Below are 16,372 nucleotides of genomic sequence, written 5' to 3' on the forward strand. Positions count from 1 at the left end.
TAACTGGGATCGCTGCCATGAGTTACAGATCCGCGCTTGCACAACAGGTCGAGCCCCTTGCATTGGAAGCCAATGCCCTGGCCTTGCAGGCCCGAGTGCGCGAACAGGAAGCGATCATCGAGAGCCTGCGCCGGCAGATCAGCGACGACCGCCTGGTTTTTGAACGTTCCTCGGCGGCAGCCCGCATCGGCCTTTGGGAGTGCGACCTGAGCAGCGAGAAGCTGATCTGGAGTGACGTCGTCTACGACATCTTCGGCCTGCCCCGGGGGTCGCGGCTCGACCGCCAGGCAACGCTCGAGCGCTATGTGGGCAATTCCGCCAGGGAACTCGTATCGCGACGCACGGCGGCAATTCGTGATCGCACGGGCTTCACCCTCGATGCCGAGATCATCGCCTTTACCGGCCAGACGCGGTGGATACGGATTACGGCCAGCGTGGATTGCCGCGACGGGCAGCCGTTCCGTGTATTCGGCATGAAGCAGGATATCACTGAGGAGAAACTGCTTGCCGACCGGACGCGCTACCTCGCCGAGAACGATGTCCTGACCGGCCTGGCCAACCGCGCCAAGTTCCAGTCGACGCTGTCCCGTGTCTGCGCAAACGCTGAAAGCGGCGAGTCCAGGGCCCTGCTGATCGTCGACCTCGATGGCTTCAAGCTCGTCAACGATACCCACGGTCACATGGCCGGGGACGAATGCCTGCGCGAGGCCGCGCGCCGCCTGCGCTCGATCTGCGGGGACACGGAACTGGTGGCACGCCTCGGCGGAGACGAATTCGGTATCGTCTGCAGTGGCGACGTCGACCTGCCCGCCCTCAATACGCTTTCCCAAGCAATCATCGAAGAAATGCAGCGCCCGGTGTTCTATGGCGGGCAGGCCTTGCATTTCGGGGCATCCGTGGGGATAGCACTCCTCGATCGCTGTACGCCTTCCCAGCTCTACAAGGCCGCCGATACGGCCCTCTACGAAGCCAAGTCGGCCGGGCGCAATGCCTTTCGGGCGACGACAGGACTGCGGGTCGGCTCTAGGTCCCAGGTTTAGACTGCCCGCCACGTCTCCCATTCCCGTCTCGCGTCGGCGATGGCGCGATGTGCAGCCGGCGCTTGCCCGATAAGGGCACGCGCTGCCGCGACGCGCGCGGTGGCAAGGGTCTCGCTGGCACCATCCTGCCGAGCCTTGGCCATGAAGGCCTCTTCGCTCGACCTGAGGCGCAGGAGATGACGCGGCTGCCCCGCCGCTCGCAGGAGCATGCTCAGCCAATGCCCATCCCACGATGGTGCGCTGGCGTAGACATCGTTGCCCTCGAAAGCCGCAATCACGCGGTCGCAAACGCGGTCGTGGGGCTCGCCATCACGCGCCAGCAGTCCGCGGGAAATTCCATGGATGGCTTGGGCAGAGTCATCCCACTCCACCCAGCCCGGTGCGGGACGGATCAGATGCCCCTCCTCGCGACCATCCTCCCATACCCAGCCGACTTCGATCGGATAGCTTTGCTTGCTGAGCGAAGACGCTTCGAAATCGACGAATAGCAGCAACGGATGGCCTCCTGTGCATTCCTTTCACTATGTCAGGAATGCGCAGGCGACGTCTTGGTTACTTAAGCGCGCCGGCGGCAAGGCCACCCAGGAAGTAGCGCTGACAGAAAATGTAGATGACCACCGCCGGCAGCGTGAACATCACGCAGGCCGCCATCAACGGTCCCCACTGCACGCCATGCTCGCCGAAGAACGAGTAGAGGCCGATCGATAGCGTGTATTTGCTCGAGTCGTTGAGATAGATGAGTGGGTTGAGAAAATCCGTCCATGCCCAGATGAACTGGAACACCGCCGAGGTGACCAGCGCCGGTCGTGCGATGGGCAGCACGATGCCCCAGTAGACTTGGAATTCGCTGGCGCCATCCATCTTCGCCGCCTCCAGCAGCTCGTCGGGAACCGAGAGCAGAAACTGACGGATGAGGAAGATGAAGAACGGCGTCCCCAGGAAGGCCGGCAACACCAGCGGCAGGTAGGAATTGGTGGCGCCCAATCCGTTCCACATCATGTAGATCGGGATCAGCGTCACCTGCGGCGGCAGCATCATCGTGGCAAGGATCACCACGAACAGCACGTTGCGCCCGGGCCATTCCAGCTTCGCCAATGCGTAAGCGACCAGCGGACAGGCAATCAGGGTGCCGAGCACGCTCAACCCCGAGACCAGGAGCGTGTTGCCCAGATATTGCCAGAACGGGATTTGCTCGAAGACGGCGGCGAAATGCTCGAGCGTCCAGGTGCGCGGCCAAAGTTCGGGAGGTGCCGTGAAGATGTCGTCCGTCGGCTTGAATGCCGTCGTCACCATCACGAGGAACGGGAAGCAGAACAGCAGCACCAGGGCAATGATCAGCAGGCGCTGGATGGTCCAGCCTGCCATCCTGCGGGCGGGATCAGCGGCTGCCATAATGCACCCATTTCTTTGACGACCAGAGGATGAGCAGCGTCACCGCCAGGGTGATAACCAGCAGCAGCCAGGCCATGGCCGAGGCGTAGCCCATCTTGAGGAAGATGAAGGCGTTCTGGAACAGGTAGACGCTGTAGGTGAGCATGGAGTCGCCCGGACCGGCGGCCTGAGACGTCCCGACTGCCGGGTCCTTGGCCAGCACGAACGGCTGGGTGAAGATCTGCAGGTACGCAATGATGAGCACGACCAGTTGGAAAAGCGTCACCGGCGAGATCATCGGCCAAGTAATGTCGGTGAACCGGCGCCAGGGCCCCGCCCCATCGAGCTGCGCGGCCTCGTAGAGATCGCTGGGCACATCCTTGAGCGCGGCAAGGTAAATGATCATCGTCCCCCCGACCGTCCAGAGCGAGACGATCAGCACCGCCCAGCTTCCCCAGGCCGGCTCCTGGAGCCAGTTGGGCTGAGGGATGTGGAACCAGCGCAGGATCTCGTTGACGAACCCGTATTGCGCGTTGAGCAGCCAGCGCCAGAGGAAGCCGCCGGCCACGACCGGGATGATCGTCGGCAGGTAGATGAGCGCGCGATAGAGCGGTTGCCCCTTGACGTTCAGGTTGAGGATGTGGGCCCCAGCGAGCGCCAGGATCAGGCTGATCGGCACGCCGGTGATCGTCAGGAACAGGGTGTTGTAGAGGCTCTTCCAGAACTTGGCGTCATGGATCATGCGCGCATAGTTCGAAAGCCCCACGAATTTGGGCGGCTGGAACAGGCTGAAGTCGGTGAAACTGTAAAAACCCGAAGCCGCAATCGGGTACGCGAAGAAGATCGCGAACCCGATAAGGAATGGCGAGGCGAAAGCCAGGCCCTTAAGAAGGGCCCGGCCTCTACCCGGTTCCGGCCGCGAACGGCCGGCCTGTGCTTGCCTACTGGGCATAAGAACCCGACCGGTCGGCAACGCCCTTCATGGCGTCTTCTGCGGTCTGGGAGCCCTGGGCGATCGCCTCGAATGCCGAGCCCAGGTCGGCCGAGTATTCGGCGCTGTAGGGCGCGGAGCTGAAGGACTTCGCATTCGGGCTCTTGAGCGAGCTGAGCCAGGCGTCGTAGTTCGGCAGGTCGGCGTAGATATCGTTGCCGAGCAGGGACGTGCGGGCCGGCAGGTTGCCGAGCGCGCGGGTGAACTTGGCCATGACGTCCGGGCTGCCCAGGTACTTGAGGAACTCGCCGGCCTCGGCCTTGTGCTTGGAATTGGCAGGAATGAAGAGGGTCGAGACTTCGACCAGCGTCGTATCCGCCAGTTCGGGCGTCGCCGCCGGGATGGAGACGGCGCCCCACTCGAACCCTTCGGCCGAGCCCAGCGAAGCGGACCGCCATTCGCCATCGATCACCATGGCCATCTTGCCCTGCACGAAGGGATCCTGCGGCGACATATAGGGACCGAAACCAGCGATGAACTTGTTCACTGCCGACGCGCCATAGGGCTTCACCACGTTGTCGACGTAGAAATTGATGCCCTTGATGTTGTTGGCGTCGGCCGGGGACGGCTGCCCGCCGGCGTTCCACTCGCCGCCGAAGGCATAGCCCAGTACCACCATCGTGGTCGGCATGTAGGCGCTGCCGAGGCCAAGCTGGGTGATGTTGCCGTCGCCATCGACTTTGGTCAGCGCCTTGATGGCAGCCGCGAGTTCGTCCATCGTCTTGGGAGGCTCGACACCGGCGTCCGCAAGCAGCTTCTTGTTATAGAGCAACTGATAGTCGTGCACCGCGATCGGCAGCGAATAGAGCTTGCCGTCATAGGTCACCTGGCTGACGGCTGCCGGCACGAAATCGGCCACGTCGATCCCCAGGTCGTCGAGCGGAGCCAGGATGCCCTTGGAGGCCCACGAGCCCACTGCCGAACCGAAATGATCGGAAATGTCGAAGGCCCCGTTGCTGCTCGACATCGAGGCAAGCTGCTTGGTGGTATCCGGGCTCGAGACGCCCTTCACCACGATCTTGTCCTGGCTGGCATTGTAGTCGGCGATGAGCTCTTCAAGAGCTTTGGCTTCCGCCCCGCCCCAGAGATAGGAGAAGGTGATTTCCGTTTTTTCCTGAGCGTAGGCGCTCAGCGTAGCGCCAAAACCCATCAGGACGCCGAGCGCGGTGGCCACCACTGCCCCGCCAGCCCTGCTGCGAGCGATTCCCATCATTTCAAACTCCCTTTGCGGCACTTTTCGTTTGCCACAATTGGTGTAGCCCAATTATTTTCAGAACGTCAACGGCGAGACACAATTTAGCCAGATTGACTTGCCGACGCACATATTGGTCTATACCAATCACAAATCGCCTCGGACAGGCGGTGCTCGGAGGACCTCGTCACATGGGAGAAAGTGCTGGACCGCAACGCGCCGGGACCAAGTCCGCGCAATTGCGCGCCTATCTCCTCGGCCTGATCGAGGAGCAACTGCGCCCTCACGATAAGATGCCGACCGAACGCGAACTCGCCGAAACCTTCGGCGTTACGCGCCTTACAGTCCGGCGCGCGCTCGATCAGCTCGGCTACGAAGGGCGGGTCTATCGCACCCAGGGTGCCGGTACGTTCGTGAGCGAACCACGAATTGCAAAGTCCGTCGAGCTAACGTCCTTTACCGACGACATGCGCGCCCGTGGCCTGATGCCCGGCTCCCAGTCGACGAGGATCGTGGAAGTAACGGCCGGCGCCGAGGTTGGCGCCCAGCTCGGCATCAGCCCGCGCGACGCTGTCGCCCACATCTATCGCGTCCGCACGGCCGACGGCGAACCGATGTGCCTCGAAAACACCTACATTCCCGCCAGCCTGGCGCCCGATCTCGCCCGCCGGCCGCTGGAGGGATCGCTCTACCAGACGCTCGTCGAAAACTACGGCCTGCGCATCGACAAGGCCGAGCAATCGATCCATGCCACCGTGCTGGACGGCGAGATGGCCCAGGCCCTCGGCGTTCCGGAATTCTCGCCCGCCTTCAAGGTCTCCCGCGTCGCATACGACGCCCGGAGCCGGCGGATCGAATACGCCGAAAGCGTCTACCGCGCCGATCGGTATTCGTACGATTTCGTCATCTATCGCACGCCCAAAGGGACCAAATAAGTGACCGCCACTCCTCGCAATGCCGGCCGCCCGGGCGGCATGGCCATTGCCTTCGTGCCGCTCGATGAGCGGCCGGTGAACACCAGCCTTCCCTCGGCCGTAGCCGCCATCGCCGGCGCCGGCCTCATGCTGCCGCCAGCCGAGCTGCTGCCGCAACTGCGCGAGCCCGGAAAGGCGGACGACATTGGCGCCTGGTTCCGCCAGGCGACAGCGACCGCCGACGCAGCCGTCGCCTCCCTCGACATGCTCTGCTACGGCGGCCTGATCGCAGCGAGAACCAGCGGCGACACGACCCTTGCGGCCCTCGAGCGGCTGGAAACCCTGCGCGCGATCCGCGAGGATCACCCAGACCTGCCAATCGCGGCAGTATCCCTCGTCATGCGGGCATCCGATTCCTACAACCCGCAGGAGGAGCCCGACTATTGGGCTCAGTACGGCCGTGAACTGCACCGCCTCGGCGCCCTGCACCATCGCGATTTTCTCGTGAACCTGGGGGCGCTCGACACACCCGGGAACGCCGACGAACTAGCGACGCTGCGCGCCAAGCTGCCCACCGCGATCCTCGCCGATTTCGAGCGCCGCCGGTTGCGCAACCACCACGTCAACCTCGAGGCGCTGGCCTTGGCCGCCGACGGCACCGTGGACCCGCTAATGATCACCGCCGACGATACCGCCGAACATTCCGGCGGGTCGGTAGAGCAGATTTGGCTCGACCAATGGGCCCGCGTCTTGCCAATCTCGGCCGAGGTCCTGATGTATCCGGGCGCCGACGAAGTCGCCGCCGTGCTCGTTGCACGCCAGCTCGCCACGCAAATGGATGCCAGGGCGCGCTTTACCGTCGATACTGCCGACCCCGAGGGCCTGGCCCGCATCGCCAACTACGAGAACAGCCCCATGCGCGTCGCCATCGAGCGGCAGGTCAAGGCCAGCGGCGCCGAACTGACCGAGGATGCGGAGGCGATGGCGTTGGTGATCCACACTTCCGATCCGCGCCGCCGCGACCTCTGCGGACAGGTCCCGACCTTCGATACCGACGATGAAAAGGATGCGCAGGCGACCCTCGACCTCATCGCACGGTTGATCGAGCAAGGGCGAGAAGTCGCGCTGGCGGACCTGCGCTATTCGAACGGCGCCGACCCGATCCTTGTCGAAGGGCTCGCCGAACGTGGCCTGCTGCTCAAGCTCCTCGCCTATGGCGGCTGGAACACGGCCGGGAATGCACTCGGATCGGTGGTGGCCGCCGCCGCTGCCATCCAGATCGGGCGTGCCGCAGGCACCTACGATGCCGGAGAAGCACGGCGTCTGCTGCTGCACCGCGTCATTGAGGACTATGCCTACCAGGCTGTTGCCCGCAGGCCGCTCAACGCCGGCATTCTGACCTTCCAGACGCCCAACGAGGAACGGGCGGCAGAAGCGAGCGTCGGCGCAGAACTCAACGCCATCCTTGGCAGACTGACAGGTCGCAGCGACCTCAAGGTCAGCAATATCAACTTCCCATGGCACCGAAGCTTCGAGATCGACTTCGTGATCGAAGGAGATCTGGTCCGATGATCCCTGCTCTGGAGCGCCTCAAGGGCACGCTCATCGTCTCCTCCCAGGCCATGAACCCCCGCAGCCCCCTCGCCCGCCCCGATATCCTCGCCATGATGGCCGAGGCCGCCGGATTGGGTGGCGCCGGTGGCTACCGCGTGGACGGCCCCGAGGTCGTTCGCGAACTGCGCGCCCGCACCGCCCTTCCCATCATCGGCATCGCCAAGGATCGCCGCACCGGCTTCGATGTCTACATCACCACCACCGTCGCCGACGTCGAAGCCCTCTGCAACGCCGGAGCGGACATCGTCGCCTGCCAGGCCACCAGGGGGTCGAGGCCTGGCGAGAGCTTCGGGGAACTAGCCGCCGCCGCTCATGCGCGCGGCGCCGCGGTGATGGCCGATATTTCGACGCTCGAAGAGGCAACCATCGCCGCAGAACAGGGCGCCGACGTCATAGCCACGACGATGGTTGGCTACACGCCTGCCACGAAGGGGGCTGTCCGGCCGCCTTTTGATTTCGTGCGCAGGCTCGTCGCCGCACTCAAGGTGCCGGTAATCGTCGAGGGCGGTATCTGGACGCCCGAGCACGTTGCGCAGTCCTTCGCCACCGGCGCATTCGCCGTCGTCAGCGGTTCGGCCGTCACCGCGCCCGACCTCATCACCAGTCATCTGCTCTCGGCGCTCTGAAGCAAGTGCAGGCGGGAGCCAGTCCTTGCCTACATGCCTTCCACGAACCCAAGGATATTGCCCTCGGAATCCTTGACCCAGGCATTCTTGACCGGCCCGAACTCGGCCAGGCCATCCACCGTCTTGAGGCCGGGCAGATCGTAGTCCTCGAACACGACGCCTCTCGCTCGAAGTGCCTTCATGTCCGCGACGAGATCTTCGCTCGTGAACGATAGAATGGTGTGCTGCGCCGTCCCTGCGTAGTCGGTCACGTAGAGGAACACGTCCAATCCTCCGATCGTGTAGGAGGCGCCGTAGTCTTCCTTTCGCTCGGGCCTGAGCCCCAGCTTTTCCTCATACCAGGCCATGGCCCGGCCGAGGTCGGATGCTGGAATCATGGCAACTGCGTGTTTGATGGAGAACATCTCTCCCTCCTCTCCTGTCATGCCAAAATAACTGAGACGCGCTCCAAGCGGTTCAAATTGAACCAAAATCGCCGTCGCGCGTTATTTGTCCCGACTACCTCACTTAGGGTCGCAAACTTGCGAAAGGGGCAAGAAAATGGATTTGACTTCACTTCTTATCGTGCTGGTCGTGGGTGGCATCGCCGGCTGGGTAGCCGGTCTGATCGTCAAGGGTTCCGGGTTCGGCATCATCGGTGACATCGTGATCGGTATCGTGGGCGGTATCCTTGCCGGTTGGCTGCTTCCGTTGCTGGGCATCAGTTTCGGCGGGATCGTGGGCTCGATCATCGCCTCGATTATTGGCGCGGTCATCCTCCTGCTGATCATCCGCGTCATCCGTCGCGCCACCTGACGACACAGGCAATTCGCTTCCGCTAAGCGGAAGCAATGAGGAAGGGCCGGAGCATCGCTCCGGCCCTTTCTGTTTGCCTAGACCCCGTAGACCTCCCTGGCCCGCTCGGGGGTGATAAACCCGTTCTTGAGATCCTCTGCCACTGCCGACTTGTCGCGCAGCCTGGGATCGCCGAGGCCGCCGCCGGTGCCGGTGACGATGCGAATCACGTCGTCCTTGTTGACCGTCAGGTTCGAGACGAACGCATAGCGCTCCGAGCTGCCATCCTTGCGGAAGACGCGGACATAGTTGGGCGAGCCCTCGTTGCCGCCGTCCAGCGCCCACGGAAGGATCCTGGAGCGCGTGTAGCCGGCGGTCAGGAACGAGCCGTCCGCGCGCACGCGGTAATCCATGACGATGCCATGGCCGCCGACCCACTGCCCCTCGCCGCCGGGCTCGGTATTGAGCTCCATGCGGTCGACGAAAAGTCCGTTGCGGGCCTCCGAGATTTCCGCCGGGCAATTGTAGGTCTCGCCGTGGAAACCCGAGAAGATGGCCGAGTTGCCGTCCTTGCCGCGGCTGGCGCCCCAGCCGCCGAGTTCCGGCTCGACGATGGTGTAATGCCGGCCGGTATCCGGATGCGGGCCACCGATGAAGGTGCCGCAGATGGACGAGAAATGCCCTGCCGGCAGCCGCTCTGGGATGACGTTGGCCAGACACCGCCAGATGAGGTCGTAGACCCGAACCTCGGTCTCGAAATAGAACCCGATCGGCGACGGCTCCTTGGCGTGGAACACCGAGCCTTCGCGGGTCAGCACCTTGATCGGGCGGAACGAGCCTTCATTGGCCGGGGATTCCGGGTCCGTCAGCGACTTGAAGATGATCTGCGCGCAGATGATCGCGCCGTCGCGGCTGGTATTGGTCGGGCCGACATCCTGGTCGGGGTTGTCGCGCAGGTCGACGATGAACTCGGTATCCGAGATCGTGACCTTGACGTTGTAGAAGCGCCCGTCGTCCTGCTCTTCGGTGAGTTCGAACGTACCGTGCGGGAGCTTGGCCAGCTCGCGCAGCGACACCTTCTCGCCGAAATCCATGAACGAGCCCATCGCCTTCTCGAAGGTGGCGACGCCGTACTTGTTGGCGAGATCGGTAAGGCGCCTGGCGCCGATACGCACCGAGGCGATGGCCGCCCAGATGTCGCCCTCGAGGAAATCGGGTGTGCGCGAATTGACGGTGATGATGTCGAATACCGCCGCGATGGGCTCGCCCTTCGACACCAGCTTGATGGCCGGCAGGCGCAGGCCCTCCTGGAAAATTTCCGTCGCGTCCGCCGAGAGCGAACCCGGCGACTTGCCGCCGATATCAGCGTTGTGCGCGATATTGGCGGTCCAGGCGATGAGCTTGCCGTCGGCAAACACGGGCATGGCCACGACGATGTCGTTGAGGTGGGTCACGCCGCCGTAATAGGGATCGTTGGTGGTGAACACGTCGCCCGGCTGGATATCGCCCGGCTTGTTGAACTTGGCCACGATCACCTGCACGGCCTTGTCGAGCACGCCCACGAACGAGGGAATGCCCGCGCCCGAGGAAGCCAGCCGGCCCTCGGCGTCGACAATGCCCGTGCCCATATCGAGCACTTCGTAGATGACCGAGCTCATCGCCGTCTTGCGCATGGCCGCGAACATTTCGTCGGCCGTCGCCTGCAGCGAGTTCTGGATGATTTCCAGGGTGATCGGATCGTTGATGGTGTCAGTCATGTCGATGCCTCACGCCGCAAGCTTGATCTGGATATTGCCGAAGCCGTCGACTTCCACCTGGTTGCCCGGATGGATGACGACAGTGGTGCCGGGGTCCTCGATGATGGCGGGGCCGGTGAAGGTCATGCCCGGCTCGAGCCTGGTGCCGTCATAGATGGCGGCCTTGTGAACGCCTTCGAGGGCATAGTCGACATCGCGCTCGCCCTTGAGGGCCGCCGACGCCGGCGTGCCCGTCGCCGGGCGCTTCTCCATGGTGAGCTTGCCGACTTCCGCCGATGCCACCAGGTGGATGCCAACGATCTCGACCGGAGCCTTGAGGCGATAGGTGTATTCGCGCTCATAGGTCTGGTGGAAATCCGCCTCGATTGCGGCCAGCCGCTCCTCGGTCACCGGACCGTCGATCAGGACTTCGGTCGTGTGCTCCTGGTTCTGGTAGCGGAACTTGCCGAAACGGAGCACCTTGACCTTGGACGGGTCGATGCCTTCCGCCGCGAACTGCGCGCGCGCATGGGCTTCGCCTTCGGCAAAGGTCTTCTCGATGCCGTCCGCGGCGCCGGGGCGCAGGTCGCCGAGGCGGGTGACGAAATAGTCGCGACGCAGGTCGCTCATCATCATGCCCCAGGCCGAGAACACCGAAGCGCCGGTGGGGATCACCACCTTCTTGACGCCCAGTTCCATGCCCAGCGCCAGCGCGTGCATGGCGCCGCCGCCGCCAAAGGCGACGAGCGTGAAGTCGCGCGGGTCGTGGCCGCGATTGAGCGAGACGAGCTTGAGCGCGTTGACCATGTTGTTGTTGGCGATGCGGATGATGCCGCGCGCGGCTTCGTCCGGGCCGATGCCGAGCTTGTCGCCGACGGCGGTCAGCGCCTTCTCGGTCGCCGCCATGTCGGCCACCACTTCGCCACCGCAGAAATAGTCGCGGTTGATGCGGCCGAGCCAGAGGTTGGCGTCAGTCGTCGTCGCCTTGTCGCCGCCACGTCCATACGCCGCCGGACCCGGGCTGGCGCCGGCCGATTGCGGGCCGACATGGAGCTTTTCGTGCTCATCGACCCAGGCGATGGAACCGCCGCCATTGCCGATTTCGACAAGGTCCACTACCGGCACCATGATCGGGTAGCCGGCCGACTTGCGGTCGCGCTCGATCCAGTAATCGGTCATGATCTTCACGTGCCCGCCCTCGATCAGGGAGCACTTGGCCGTGGTGCCGCCGATGTCGAGCGCCAGCACGTTGTTCTCGCCGATCAGCTTGCCGAGCTCGGCCGCGCCCCAGAAGCCCGAGGCCGGGCCGGATTCGACCATGGTGATCGGAATGCGCGACACCGCTTCGATGGAGTCCACGCCGCAGTTCGACTGCATGATGTAGGCGTCGCCATCGAAGCCCGACTGCTTGAGGCCGTCGGCGAGGCGCCCGAGATAGCGCTCGGCCGCCGGCTGCACGTAAGCCGACAGCACCGCGGTATTGGTGCGCTCGTATTCGCGCCATTCGCGGGTGATCTGGTGGGAGGCCACGGCCGACACTTCCGGCCAGAGCTTCTGCACCTCAGCCAGGGCCGCCTGCTCATGGCTGGGATTGGCATAGGAGTGGAGGAAGCTGATCGCCACCGCTTCGACGCCCTCGGCCTTGAAGATATCGAGGATCGCCGGCAGGCCCGAGAGGTCGAGCTTGACCATTTCCTCGCCCTTGTAGCTCATGCGTCCGGCAACCTCGCGGCGCAGGAAGCGCGGCACGAAGGGCTCGGGCTTGGCGTAGTGCAGGTTGAAGAAATCCGGGCGATTGCCGCGCGCGATTTCGAGCGTATCGCGAAAACCTTCCGTGGTGATGAGGCCGACCTTGACGCCCTTGCGCTCGGTGAGCGCATTGATGACGACTGTGGTGCCGTGAGCGAGGAAATCGATCTCGGACACATCGACGCCGCCCTTGGCGAGGACGTTGAGCACGCCCTTCTCGAAGTTCGGGGGCGTGGTGTCGGACTTGGCGGTCTTGACCACCGACTTGCCGGTTTCCTGGTCCGTCTCGAAGACGACGAGGTCGGTGAAGGTGCCACCGACGTCGGTGGCAACGCGGATTGTCTTAGCCATTGGCATTCTCTTTCGACATCAGCAGGCACGTGGCGGCGGCAGCCGTCAGGGCATAGGCCTCGGCCACGCGTTCGGCAGTGAAGTGGCCTTCAACGTTGAGCATGTTGAGCGTGCCGATCGAGGTCCCGAAGACGACGATGGGCAGGTTGAGCATGGACTTGCAGCCCAAAGCTTCGAGCTTGGGATATTCGGGCAGAACGGCGGCCAGCTCGGCGGCCGAGTTGAGCACCAGCGGCTCGCGCTTGCCGATGATGGTCTGCTCCCAGATCGTATCGCCGATGGGGTCTGCGCCCGGCACCGGGTAGAGATCGAGATTGTCCGAGTACTGGCGACGCATCACGCCGGCGTCGTAGTCTAGGCCGAGGATGGTGAAGAGCCTGGTTCCGATCACCCGGTTGGTAAGCTCGTGCAGGGCCTTGTAGGCGACCTGCGGCTGGCCGCTGACCTTTGCCAGTTCGGCGGCGAAAGCGGCGTGCGGATTGGTCGGATTAGTCATGGATCAGTCTGTCTCTCAGTTCGAGCTCGTCGGTGGTGACCACGGGGACAGCCCCGATGAGCTTGCGGGTATAGGGGTGCTCCGGCGCGCTGAAGATCCGGGCGGTGTCGCCCAGCTCCACCAGCCGGCCCCGTTCGAACACGGCCATGCGGTCTGCAATGTTGCGGACGACCGAAAGGTCATGCGTGATGAAGATGTAGGTGAGCCCCCTCGCCTTCCTCAGATCGTCGAGGAGTTTCAGGACGCGCGCCTGCACCAGGACGTCGAGCGCCGAGGTCGGCTCGTCGAGCACGACCAGCCGCGATTGGCAGGCCAGCGCCCGGGCGATGGCCACGCGCTGCCGTTGCCCGCCCGAAAGGCTGGCCGGACGCCGCTTGGCGAAATCGGCCGGCAGGCCGACCTCCTCGAGCAGCTCGCCGACGCGCCTGCTGCGCCCGGAGCGCTCGCCGATATTGTGGACATCGAGCGCCAGCCGCAGCGAGGCGCCGACGGTCCGGCGCGGGTTGAGCGCCGAGAGCGGGTTCTGCTGCACGAGCTGGATCGCCCGCCGATGCGGCAGGTCGCGCTTCGCGGGAAGCTCAGTGCCCTCGAATATCATCGAGCCGGCAGTCGGCCCGTAGATGCCGAGCACCATGTTGGCTATTGTGGACTTGCCCGAACCGGACTCGCCCACCACCGCCAGGCACTCGCCCGGCATGACGTCGAACGACACATCGGCGACGGCCTTCACCTCTTGGCCGTTGACGTCGAAGGTCTTGGTCAGGTTCCGGATGGAAAGGATGGGCTCGCTCATGAGTGCACCACCATCGGCGCGAAGAAGTCGCCCGTGTCTTCTGAAATGTCGGGAATGCCGCCGCCGGTGATGCGAGGCACCGCCCGCAGCAGCGCCCTGGTGTAGGGATGTTCCGGATTGTCGAAGAGGGCCGCGGTCGGCCCGGTCTCGACGATCCGGCCCTTGTAGATCACATAGACACGGTCGGCGAATTCGCGAACGACGCCGAGATTGTGCGAGATGAACAGCACCGAGGTGCCATGCCGTTCGACAAGGTCCGCCATCAGTTTGAGCGTCTGCGCCTGGACTGTCACGTCGAGCGCAGTGCCGGGCTCGTCGGCGAGCAGGAGCTTGGGCTCGTTGGCCAGGGCCATTGCAATCATCACGCGCTGGTTCATGCCGCCCGAGAGCTGGAAGCTGTAGCTTTGCAGCACGCGCTCGGGCTCGGTGATCGCCACCTCCTCCAGCGCCGCCCGCGCCTTGACCCGCGCCTCGTGCGCCGAGATCGAAGGATCGCGGCGCTTGAGCACCTCGTGGAACAGCACGTCGATGGTGAAGACCGGATTGAGCGCCGATGTCGGGTCCTGGAAGATCATCGACATGGCGGTGCCGCGCAGCGCGTAGCGCTCGGCTTCGCTGAGCTTTTCGAGATCGCGGCCATCGAACATGACCTGTCCCGAGATCCGGGCGTTCGGCAGCCGCTGCAGGAGACCAAGGATGATGCGGGCCGTCACCGACTTGCCCGAACCGGACTCGCCCACCAGCGCCACGGTCTCGCCCGGCGCGATGTCGAGCGAAATGCCGTGCAGCACTTCGGAGAGCCCGGAATAGGACTTGAAGGCCAGCTTGAGGTCGGAGATCGCGAGCGTCTTGTCCATCAGGATTCGCTCCCCAGGATGTCGCGCAGGGCATCGCCGAGCAGGTTGAAGCCGAACACCGCGATGAGGATGGCCAGCCCCGGGAATACCGTCAGCCACCAGCTATCCGGCAGGTAATTGGCGCCTTCGGCGACCATCGAACCCAGGTCCGGGGTCGGCGGCTGCACGCCGAGGCCGAGGAAGGACAGCGATGACGCGATGAGTATGACGAAGCCGCAATCGAGCGTCATCTTGGTGATGATCGCCGGCACGCAGTTCGGCAGGATTTCGCGGAACATGATGTGCCAGCGCGAGGCACCGACGACTTCGGCGGCGAGCACATAGCCCTCTTCACGCTCGGACCGCACGATGTTGTAGACGAGGCGCGTGTACCACGGCCACCACATGGCCGTGACCGCCAGCATGCCGTTGGTCAGCGACGGCTCGAGCAGGCCCATGATCGACATGGCCAGCACCAGCGGCGGGATCGAGAGGAAAACGTCGGTGATGCGCATCAGGACGTAGTCGACCCAGCCGCCCGTGTAGCCGGCGATGAGCCCGATCACGACGCCGATCGGCACCGCGATCGTCAGCACCACCACCGCCAGCAGCAGCGAGGTGCGGAAGGCGAAGATCACGCGCGTGAAGAGATCGCGCCCGACCAGGTCAGTGCCGAAAATGTTCGGCCAATGCGGAGGCTGGTTGAAATTGGTGAAGTCCACCACCGCCCCGACATGCTCGGGGAACGGCGTGATGAAATCGGCGAAGATTGCGGCAAAGACCACCAGGCCAATGAGCACGATGCCCACCAGCGAAAGCGGATTGCGCATGAGAATGTAAAGCGTGCGGCTCACTGCGACCTCTGCGACAGGCGGATGCGCGGATTGATGAACGCGATCAGCAGGTCCACGATGATGTTGACGATGAGGAACACGAGCGAGATCACCAGCACCGTTCCCACGATGGCGTTGAGGTCCTTCCGCAGGATCACCTGTACGCCGTAGCGCGACAGGCCCGGCCAGGCGAACACCGCCTCGACGAGGAAAGCGCTGCCCAGCATCGAGGCGAAATCGAGCCCGATGATCGTCAGCGACGGAATGAGCGAGGGCTTGAACGCATACCTCTTGGCGATCCTCGCGCTCGGGAAGCCGAAGGCCTCGGCCATCTCGATATAGGGCTTGTCGTAGGTCTCGATCATGTTGGCGCGCGTCAGCCGCGCCGCCTGCCCGATGCCGCTCAGGGCGAGCGCGAAGGCCGGCAGGATGATGTGGCGCAGGGCGTCGAGGAATGCCGGGATGTTCCCGGCCAGCAGCGTATCGACCAGCATGAAGCCGGTGACCTGCGGAATGACGAAGGCATCATTGAGCCGCCCGGCGATCGGGAACAGCGGCAGGAAATAGGCGAAGAGCAGCATGAGCACCACGGCCCACACGAAGCTCGGCGCCGAGACGCCCAGCAGCGAAACCACCCGCAGCAACCCGTCAACGAACGTATTGCGGTAGCGCGCGCCCAGGATGCCCAGCGGCAGGCCGAGGCCGATCATCATGATGCCCGCCACGATGATGAGCTCGAACGTCGCCGGCAGGAACTGCGCGAGATCGGTGGTCACCGGACGGTTGGTGTAAAGAGAAATGCCCAGATTGCCGCGCAGGAGATCGGCGAGGAAATAGCCGTACTGCACCACGATGTTGTCATTGAGGTGCAATTGCTCGCGCAGGTTCGCGACCGCTTCGGCAGTCGCATTGGGGCCGAGCGCGATACGCGCCGGATCGCCGGGAATGACCCGCGCGATGGCAAAGATCAGGATCGACACTCCGAACAACACCAGGATCGATGTCCCGATGCGCTGGAGCAGAACACGGATGACGGGTGACATGCTGCGCTTTCAA

The 16,372-nt window shown here is 64.0% G+C and carries 17 protein-coding genes; 5 read left to right on the plus strand and 12 right to left on the minus strand.

Translation table 11 applies throughout. The features are described 5' to 3' along the window. The first annotated feature begins 17 nt into the window (after window positions 1–17). Entirely contained in the window at window positions 18–1,040 is a 1,023-nt protein-coding gene (locus FNA67_RS12560; RefSeq protein WP_147656263.1) for a sensor domain-containing diguanylate cyclase, read from the plus strand. Here the strand turns inward: FNA67_RS12560 and FNA67_RS12565 are convergent. From FNA67_RS12565 to FNA67_RS12580, 4 genes are read right to left on the minus strand one after another with little or no spacing between them, the layout of a single operon-like run. After that, on the minus strand, window positions 1,037–1,534 hold the full coding sequence (locus FNA67_RS12565) for a 3'-5' exonuclease family protein (RefSeq protein ID WP_147656264.1): 498 nt from the start codon (window positions 1,532–1,534) through the stop codon (window positions 1,037–1,039). The two genes, FNA67_RS12560 and FNA67_RS12565, sit on opposite strands and share 4 nt — an antisense overlap. A gap of 58 nt (window positions 1,535–1,592) precedes the next feature. Next, entirely contained in the window at window positions 1,593–2,432 is an 840-nt protein-coding gene (locus FNA67_RS12570; protein WP_082202136.1) for a carbohydrate ABC transporter permease, read from the minus strand. After that, window positions 2,419–3,363: a carbohydrate ABC transporter permease gene (locus FNA67_RS12575; protein WP_049705498.1), complete on the minus strand. Its 945-nt coding sequence runs from the start codon at window positions 3,361–3,363 to the stop codon at window positions 2,419–2,421. The genes FNA67_RS12570 and FNA67_RS12575 overlap by 14 nt, the downstream gene beginning before the upstream one ends. Next, entirely contained in the window at window positions 3,353–4,615 is a 1,263-nt protein-coding gene (locus tag FNA67_RS12580) for an ABC transporter substrate-binding protein (protein WP_147656265.1), read from the minus strand. The genes FNA67_RS12575 and FNA67_RS12580 overlap by 11 nt, the downstream gene beginning before the upstream one ends. Window positions 4,616–4,785: 170 nt before the next feature. Between FNA67_RS12580 and FNA67_RS12585 the strand changes: the two genes are divergently transcribed. The 3 genes from FNA67_RS12585 to FNA67_RS12595 are packed head-to-tail and all read left to right on the plus strand — an operon-like array spanning window position 4,786 to window position 7,748. After that, the gene (locus FNA67_RS12585; RefSeq protein ID WP_147656266.1) at window positions 4,786–5,529 is read left to right on the plus strand and encodes a GntR family transcriptional regulator; all 744 of its coding nucleotides are present in this window, start codon (window positions 4,786–4,788) and stop codon (window positions 5,527–5,529) included. Continuing rightward, a complete protein-coding gene (locus FNA67_RS12590) occupies window positions 5,530–7,080 on the plus strand; it encodes a DUF4127 family protein (protein WP_147656267.1) in 1,551 nt (516 codons plus the stop codon). Then, window positions 7,077–7,748 (plus strand): N-acetylmannosamine-6-phosphate 2-epimerase, encoded by a 672-nt coding sequence (locus FNA67_RS12595; RefSeq protein ID WP_147656268.1) that lies wholly within the window; start codon window positions 7,077–7,079, stop codon window positions 7,746–7,748. The genes FNA67_RS12590 and FNA67_RS12595 overlap by 4 nt, the downstream gene beginning before the upstream one ends. Before the next feature lie 29 nt (window positions 7,749–7,777). On the opposite strand, the gene FNA67_RS12600 is transcribed toward FNA67_RS12595, so the two are convergent. Then, window positions 7,778–8,152 (minus strand): VOC family protein, encoded by a 375-nt coding sequence (locus FNA67_RS12600; RefSeq protein ID WP_049705503.1) that lies wholly within the window; start codon window positions 8,150–8,152, stop codon window positions 7,778–7,780. A 136-nt stretch (window positions 8,153–8,288) separates the two neighbouring features. Here FNA67_RS12600 and FNA67_RS12605 point away from each other — a divergent pair, with 136 nt between their 5' ends. After that, the gene (locus FNA67_RS12605; protein ID WP_049705504.1) at window positions 8,289–8,543 is read left to right on the plus strand and encodes a GlsB/YeaQ/YmgE family stress response membrane protein; all 255 of its coding nucleotides are present in this window, start codon (window positions 8,289–8,291) and stop codon (window positions 8,541–8,543) included. Window positions 8,544–8,620: 77 nt separating this feature from the next. Here the strand turns inward: FNA67_RS12605 and FNA67_RS12610 are convergent, their stop codons facing one another. The 7 genes from FNA67_RS12610 to FNA67_RS12640 are packed head-to-tail and all read right to left on the minus strand — an operon-like array spanning window position 8,621 to window position 16,359. Continuing rightward, window positions 8,621–10,279: a hydantoinase B/oxoprolinase family protein gene (locus FNA67_RS12610; protein WP_147656269.1), complete on the minus strand. Its 1,659-nt coding sequence runs from the start codon at window positions 10,277–10,279 to the stop codon at window positions 8,621–8,623. Window positions 10,280–10,288: 9 nt separating this feature from the next. Further along, window positions 10,289–12,358, minus strand: a complete 2,070-nt coding sequence (locus FNA67_RS12615; protein WP_147656270.1) for a hydantoinase/oxoprolinase family protein — start codon at window positions 12,356–12,358, stop codon at window positions 10,289–10,291. Further along, window positions 12,351–12,854, minus strand: a complete 504-nt coding sequence (locus FNA67_RS12620; protein WP_147656271.1) for a GAF domain-containing protein — start codon at window positions 12,852–12,854, stop codon at window positions 12,351–12,353. Before FNA67_RS12620 ends, FNA67_RS12615 begins: the two co-directional genes overlap by 8 nt. Beyond that, on the minus strand, window positions 12,847–13,647 hold the full coding sequence (locus FNA67_RS12625) for an ATP-binding cassette domain-containing protein (protein ID WP_147656272.1): 801 nt from the start codon (window positions 13,645–13,647) through the stop codon (window positions 12,847–12,849). The genes FNA67_RS12620 and FNA67_RS12625 overlap by 8 nt, the downstream gene beginning before the upstream one ends. Continuing rightward, entirely contained in the window at window positions 13,644–14,504 is an 861-nt protein-coding gene (locus FNA67_RS12630) for an ABC transporter ATP-binding protein (RefSeq protein ID WP_147656273.1), read from the minus strand. The genes FNA67_RS12625 and FNA67_RS12630 overlap by 4 nt, the downstream gene beginning before the upstream one ends. Then, complete coding sequence (locus FNA67_RS12635) at window positions 14,504–15,337, minus strand: ABC transporter permease (protein ID WP_147656274.1); 834 nt, start codon at window positions 15,335–15,337, stop codon at window positions 14,504–14,506. The genes FNA67_RS12630 and FNA67_RS12635 overlap by 1 nt, the downstream gene beginning before the upstream one ends. Beyond that, window positions 15,334–16,359, minus strand: coding sequence for an ABC transporter permease (locus tag FNA67_RS12640; RefSeq protein ID WP_147656275.1), 1,026 nt, complete (start codon window positions 16,357–16,359; stop codon window positions 15,334–15,336). The genes FNA67_RS12635 and FNA67_RS12640 overlap by 4 nt, the downstream gene beginning before the upstream one ends. Window positions 16,360–16,372 lie beyond the last annotated feature (13 nt).

The sequence above is a fragment of the Youhaiella tibetensis genome, from assembly GCF_008000755.1.
Taxonomy (GTDB): Bacteria; Pseudomonadota; Alphaproteobacteria; order Rhizobiales; family Devosiaceae; genus Paradevosia; species Paradevosia tibetensis.

Coding starts and splice junctions, on each gene's coding strand:
- FNA67_RS12560 (WP_147656263.1), top strand. CDS start 18: ATGAGTTACAGATCCGCGCTTGCACAACAGGTCGAGCCCCTTGCATTG.
- FNA67_RS12570 (WP_082202136.1), bottom strand. CDS start 2,432: ATGGCAGCCGCTGATCCCGCCCGCAGGATGGCAGGCTGGACCATCCAG.
- FNA67_RS12575 (WP_049705498.1), bottom strand. CDS start 3,363: ATGCCCAGTAGGCAAGCACAGGCCGGCCGTTCGCGGCCGGAACCGGGT.
- FNA67_RS12580 (WP_147656265.1), bottom strand. CDS start 4,615: ATGATGGGAATCGCTCGCAGCAGGGCTGGCGGGGCAGTGGTGGCCACC.
- FNA67_RS12585 (WP_147656266.1), top strand. CDS start 4,786: ATGGGAGAAAGTGCTGGACCGCAACGCGCCGGGACCAAGTCCGCGCAA.
- FNA67_RS12595 (WP_147656268.1), top strand. CDS start 7,077: ATGATCCCTGCTCTGGAGCGCCTCAAGGGCACGCTCATCGTCTCCTCC.
- FNA67_RS12600 (WP_049705503.1), bottom strand. CDS start 8,152: ATGTTCTCCATCAAACACGCAGTTGCCATGATTCCAGCATCCGACCTC.
- FNA67_RS12605 (WP_049705504.1), top strand. CDS start 8,289: ATGGATTTGACTTCACTTCTTATCGTGCTGGTCGTGGGTGGCATCGCC.
- FNA67_RS12610 (WP_147656269.1), bottom strand. CDS start 10,279: ATGACTGACACCATCAACGATCCGATCACCCTGGAAATCATCCAGAAC.
- FNA67_RS12615 (WP_147656270.1), bottom strand. CDS start 12,358: ATGGCTAAGACAATCCGCGTTGCCACCGACGTCGGTGGCACCTTCACC.
- FNA67_RS12620 (WP_147656271.1), bottom strand. CDS start 12,854: ATGACTAATCCGACCAATCCGCACGCCGCTTTCGCCGCCGAACTGGCA.
- FNA67_RS12625 (WP_147656272.1), bottom strand. CDS start 13,647: ATGAGCGAGCCCATCCTTTCCATCCGGAACCTGACCAAGACCTTCGAC.
- FNA67_RS12630 (WP_147656273.1), bottom strand. CDS start 14,504: ATGGACAAGACGCTCGCGATCTCCGACCTCAAGCTGGCCTTCAAGTCC.
- FNA67_RS12640 (WP_147656275.1), bottom strand. CDS start 16,359: ATGTCACCCGTCATCCGTGTTCTGCTCCAGCGCATCGGGACATCGATC.